The sequence below is a fragment of the Streptomyces sp. URMC 123 genome, assembly GCF_051386515.1.
Lineage (GTDB): Bacteria > Actinomycetota > Actinomycetes > Streptomycetales > Streptomycetaceae > Streptomyces.
The window spans coordinates 1-5443 of the sequence record NZ_JBPQTV010000387.1; the positions used below are offsets into that span (position 1 = coordinate 1).

Sequence of the window (5443 nt, forward strand, 5' to 3'; positions counted from 1 at the left end):
GTACCCCGGTGCGGCACCGACACCACCCGACCACCGGGCGCACGAACACCACCCCACCCCCCGGCCGAAGGCCGGGGCAAAAACCCCGCCCCTCCGGGGCGGGAGAGAGGGGTCGCGCCGAAGGCCGAGGCAAAGAGGTCCCGCCCCTTCGGGGCGAGGGTGGGGCGCGCCGAAGGCGCGTAGGGGTTGGGGCGCTCGCGTCGATGGCGGTCACGTCATGGGCGACGTCAAGGGCACGTGACCTCACGTCGGAAGCGCGCCGCAGGCGCCTGGCACGGGGAGTCATTCGATCAACCCATTGAACTTCCACCATGAGAAAACTATTCTCCACTGGTCAGAAGGCAAAGGCGCACAGAAGGAACCGCCCGCCGCGGCACCCGCGTCCGACACCTGATGGCACGGCGTGCCATCAGGAGAATGGAGTGACAGCCCATGCCCGCACCAGCGCCGTCCCCGCTGGCCGTCGTCGACGCCCGGCCCCTCGCACGGCAGGACGAAGTCCTGACCGACGCCGCTCTGACGTTCCTCGCGGAACTGCACCACCGCTTCACCCCCCGCCGGGACGACGCGCTCGCCCGGCGGCGGGAGCGCCGGGCGGAGATCGCCCGCGCCGGAACCCTGGACTTCCTGCCGGAGACCGCGCACATCCGCGCGGACCCCGACTGGCGGGTCGCCCCCGCGCCGCCCGCGCTGGAGGACCGCCGGGTGGAGATCACCGGCCCGACGGACCGTCGGATGACCGTGAACGCGCTCAACTCGGGCGCCCGCGTCTGGCTCGCCGACTTCGAGGACGCGTCGGCCCCCACCTGGGAGAACGTCGTTCAGGGGCAGCTCAATCTGATCGACGCCTTCGAGCGCCGGATCGACTTCACCAGCCCGGAGGGCAAGACGTACGCGCTGCGGCCGGCCGAGGAGCTCGCCACCGTGGTGACGCGCCCCCGCGGCTGGCACCTGGACGAGCGCCATCTGCGCGTGGACGGCCGCCCCGTGCCGGGCGCCCTCGTCGACTTCGGGCTGTATGTGTTCCACAACGCCCGCCGCCTGCTGGACCTCGGCAAGGGCCCGTACTTCTACCTGCCCAAGCTGGAGTCGCACCACGAGGCACGGCTCTGGAACGACGTCTTCCTGTTCGCCCAGGAGTACCTCGGCATCCCGCGCGGCACGATCCGCGCCACCGTGCTGATCGAGACGATCACGGCCGCGTACGAGATGGAGGAGATCCTCTACGAGCTGCGCGAGCACGCCTCGGGGCTCAACGCGGGCCGCTGGGACTACCTCTTCTCGATCATCAAGACCTTCCGCGACGGCGGCTCCCGCTTCGTGCTGCCGGACCGCAACGCGGTGACCATGACCGCGCCGTTCATGCGCGCCTACACCGAGCTGCTGGTGCGCACCTGCCACCGCCGGGGCGCGCACGCCATCGGCGGCATGGCGGCCTTCATCCCCTCGCGCCGCGACCCGGAGGTCAACGAGGTCGCGTTCCGGAAGGTCAAGGCCGACAAGGACCGGGAGGCGCGGGACGGCTTCGACGGCTCCTGGGTGGCGCACCCGGACCTCGTGCCGGTGGCCCGGGAGTCCTTCGACGCGGTGCTCGGGGAGCGCCCGCACCAGAAGGACCGGTCGCGCGAGGACGTCCACGTCACCGCGGAGCAGCTCATCGACATCGCCTCGCTGGACGCGCGGCCGACGTACGAGGGTCTGCGCAACGCCGTGGGGGTCGGAGTCCGTTACATCGAGGCGTGGCTGGGCGGCCGGGGCGCCGTGGCGATCTTCCATTTGATGGAGGACGCCGCCACGGCGGAGATCTCCCGTTCGCAGATCTGGCAGTGGATCGACGCGGGCGTGGTCTTCGACAACGGGGAGAAGGCCACGCCCGAGCTGGTCCGCCGGGTGGCCGCGGAGGAACTGGCGGCGATCCGCGCGGAGTCCGGCGAGGAGGCGTTCGCGGCGGGCCGCTGGCAGCAGGCGCACGACCTGCTGCTGACGGTGGCCCTCGACGAGGACTACGCCGACTTCCTGACGCTGCCGGCGTACGAGCTGCTCGACTGACGGGCCGTCAGCACAGCTCGTCCGGCACGCCGAACCCGTACGACCGCACCGGCGGCGGACCGCACCACGCGCCCGGCGGGGACCGACCGCCCCCGCCGGGCGCGCCGTGCCGTGGCGCCGCCGGTCAGCCCGGGAGCGGGCCGTCCCCCAGCGGGTTGAGCTGGTCCGCGTCGCCCTCGAACGCGTACAACAGCAGGTCGGCCATGGTGAACTCGCGGCGGCGTGCGGCCGGCAGGGTGGGCCGCCAGTGCGGCTGGCGCACGATGGAGACGGCGCTGCCCTCCATGGCGCGGTGGAACACCTCGGCGACGAGATGCCCGCCCACGCCCGTCAGCCGCCCGGGCCGGCGGGGGTTCACCTCCGCCTCGCGCAGGACGTAGAACCACAGTGGGGTGTGCTCGACGATGTCCCGGCGCATCGGCTCCGGCAGCCCGTCCAGCAGCGCCCCGCCGTTGCCGTGCCCCACCAGGATCTGGTCGGCGGTCAGCGGTTCGATCCCCATCTCGCGGGCCATCTGGGGACCGGTGGCCAGCTCCACCATCGCGGCCCGGGTCAGGTTGCGGAAGGCGAGGTTGCGGTGGGCGGGCGGCGGGGCGGGCCGGCCGCGCTCGGCGAAGCTGCCGGTGGGCAGCGCCGCGAGGGGGTCGACCAGCCGGGTGTCGATCCGCCGTGCCACGTTGAACTCGCGGTCGGGCACGGCGAGGTCGTCCCGCCCGGCCTCGGTGAAGTCGAACAGCCGCCGGAAGTCGGCGATCCAGTTGCTGGGCAGCCGCAGCAGGGCGCCGGACTCCGGGTCGTCGAGGTCGGAGAGGTCGTCCGGCCCGGGGCTGAGGTTCCCCGAGGTGCCGCTGAAGCGGAACAGCGCGCCGAGGGTCGCCGGGCCGCCCGGCCCGCCGTTGCCGTTGAACACCCGGTTCCACTGGTAGCTCTCGCGCACCATGCTGTGCCCGAACCGATAGGCGGCCACGGAGAATTCGATGGGCATGGTGGGCCGGTCGCCGGGCGTGGCGGCCCGGAAGGGCCCCGGCGTGCCGGCCGGCGGCTCCACGAAGCGCCGTCCGTGGGCGAAGACCCGGGCCACGATCTCCGGGTCCACGACGCGCGGCAGGAAGTCGGTCCGCAGCATCCACTGGTAGTGCTTGACGACGAGGTCCCGCGCGCTGCGGAAGATCAGCGGCTCCGGCATGCCGCGCTCGGCGAGCCACTGGTGCACCCGGTTGTGGAAGCGGATGAACGCCAGGTGGAGTTGGCCGATCGCGAGGTTCTCGTCGTTGCGGGCGTCGGGGATCAGCGGGGCCCGCCGGTCCGCGCGGGTGCCGCCGGCCGCCTCGCCGGCGCGCGGCAGGTCGAAGCCCTTCTGGTCGGTGTTGGCCGGCGGCAGCCCCGGGGGGAAGCCGGTCCCCACCGTGTCGCCCGTCCTCAGCCGGCCGTCGGGCTCGTAGAACCGGCTGCTGCTCGCGTGGCGCGGCCCGAGCCCGTAGACGGAGTCCAGGTCCAGGGCGGGCGAGCGGCCCTGCATCAGCTCCTCGACGGAGACGGGTTCGCCGAGCCCCACCCGGGTGTTGTCGAGCGTCAGGTCGTGGTCCACGAACTGGCCGAGATAGGTGTACCCAGCGGGCACCCCGGGCTGGGAGTCGGGGGCGGGCCCCGGCTCCGGCGAGGTCATCGCCTCCGCCAGGGCGGCCCGCGCCTCCTCGCCGAGCTGGACGCCCTTCTCGCGGCTGAGCCGGGAGAAGCGGAAGGCGAGTTGCTGTTCGGCCGCGGTGGCCGGCCGGGCCACCGCCCGGCCGCCGTCGAACTCCCTCACGCGCCCCTCGTCGACCACGAAGAACGCCTCACGGTTGTGTCGGTGCACTGCTGAATCCCCCGTCCTGTCCCCCGTTTCCCCGGGTGCTCGTCGGACGCGCCCCAAGGAACCGATCCGTCCGGTTGTGCCGGGAATGACCGTTCCCGACTACTAGGACACGGATGGGGGGTGAATGGTTCAGGGGCGGTTCACGGGTGGACGGCGGGCAACGCCGCGGCGGCCGTCGGGGCCGGCTCCGATGCCGACCCCGGTGCCGGCTCCGAGCGCCGCGCCCCCAGGTGGTTGAAGAGCAGGTTGAGCACGATCGCCACCACACAGCCGGTGCTGATGCCCGAGTCCAGCACCACCAGCAGATCGGCCGGGAGGGCGTGGTAGAAGTCCGGGGCGGCGATGGGGATCATGCCGATGCCGACCGCCGCCGCGACGATCAGGGCGTTCTCGCCCTTCTCCAGCGCCGCGCCGGCCAGGGTCTGGATGCCGCTGGCGGCGACCGAGCCGAACAGCACGATCCCCGCCCCGCCGAGCACCGGCAGCGGCACCAGCGCGATGACGGAGGCGGCGACGGGGCACAGGCCCAGCAGCACGAGGATGCCGCCGCCGGTGGCCACCACGAACCGGCTGCGCACCCCGGTCATCGCCACCAGCCCGATGTTCTGGGCGAAGGCGCTGCACGCGAAGCCGTTGAAGAGGGGGCTGACGGCGGTGCCGAGGGCGTCGGCGCGCAGCCCGCCGGCCAGGGTGCGCTCGTCGGCCGGGCGGTCCACGATCCGGCCGAGGGCCAGCATGTCGGCGGTCGACTCGGTCATGCAGACCAGCATCACGATGCTCATCGAGACGATGGCGGCGATCTCGAACTGGGGCGCCCCGAAGTGGAAGGGGGTGGGGAAGCCGACGAGGTCGGCGCCGCGGAGGGCGTCGAGGCGGGTCATGCCCAGCGGGATCGCGATCAGGGTGCCGGCCGCCAGGCCGAGCAGGATGGCGATCTGCCGGAGGAAGCCGCGCAGCACCCGGCGCAGCAGCAGCACGAGGGCGAGGGTGAGCGCCGCCATGCCGAGGTTCTTCAGCGAGCCGTGGCCGGCCGCGTGCGGGTCGCCGCCGCGGGCCCAGCCGAAGGCCACCGGCAGCAGCGAGAGCCCGATCAGGGTGATGACCGTGCCGGTGACCACGGGCGGGAAGAAGCGGACCAGTTTGCCGAAGAAGGGGGCGACGGCGAAGCCCAGCGCCCCGGCGACGAGCACGGCACCGAAGATCACGGGGAGGGCGTCGCCGGGTCCCTGGGCCGTGCCGATGGCGATCATCGGGGTGACCCCGGCGAAGGACACCCCGTTGACGAACGGCAGCCGGGCGCCGATCCGCCAGACCCCGAGGGTCTGGAGCAGGGTGGCGAGGCCGGCCGTGAACAGGCTCGCCCCCATCAGGAAGGCGGTCTGCGCGGCGGTCAGCCCCAGCGCCGGCCCCAGGATCATGGGCGGGGCCACCACGCCGGCGTACATGGCGGCCACGTGCTGGAGGCCGCTGGTGAGCATCTTCAGCGGCGGCAGGGTCTCGTCCACCGGGTGCCGGGCCCGGGTGGGGGCGGGAGTGGCG

General features: G+C 73.3%; 3 protein-coding genes. 1 reads left to right on the plus strand and 2 read right to left on the minus strand.

The window, feature by feature from the left end:
- Positions 1 to 432: 432 nt before the first annotated feature.
- Positions 433 to 2049: a malate synthase A gene (aceB, locus tag ACSNOD_RS27810; protein WP_436769831.1), complete on the plus strand. Its 1617-nt coding sequence runs from the start codon at positions 433 to 435 to the stop codon at positions 2047 to 2049.
- Between the two features lie 124 nt (positions 2050 to 2173).
- On the opposite strand, the gene ACSNOD_RS27815 is transcribed toward aceB, so the two are convergent.
- Positions 2174 to 3904, minus strand: coding sequence for a peroxidase family protein (locus ACSNOD_RS27815; protein WP_436769832.1), 1731 nt, complete (start codon positions 3902 to 3904; stop codon positions 2174 to 2176).
- A 140-nt stretch (positions 3905 to 4044) separates the two neighbouring features.
- Positions 4045 to 5443 (minus strand): nucleobase:cation symporter-2 family protein (locus ACSNOD_RS27820; protein WP_436769833.1); only part of this gene is annotated, 1399 nt, incomplete at its 5' end.

Excerpts from the sequence above, each read along its gene's own strand:
- aceB (WP_436769831.1), top strand. The coding sequence starts at position 433 with ATGCCCGCACCAGCGCCGTCCCCGCTGGCCGTCGTCGACGCCCGGCCC.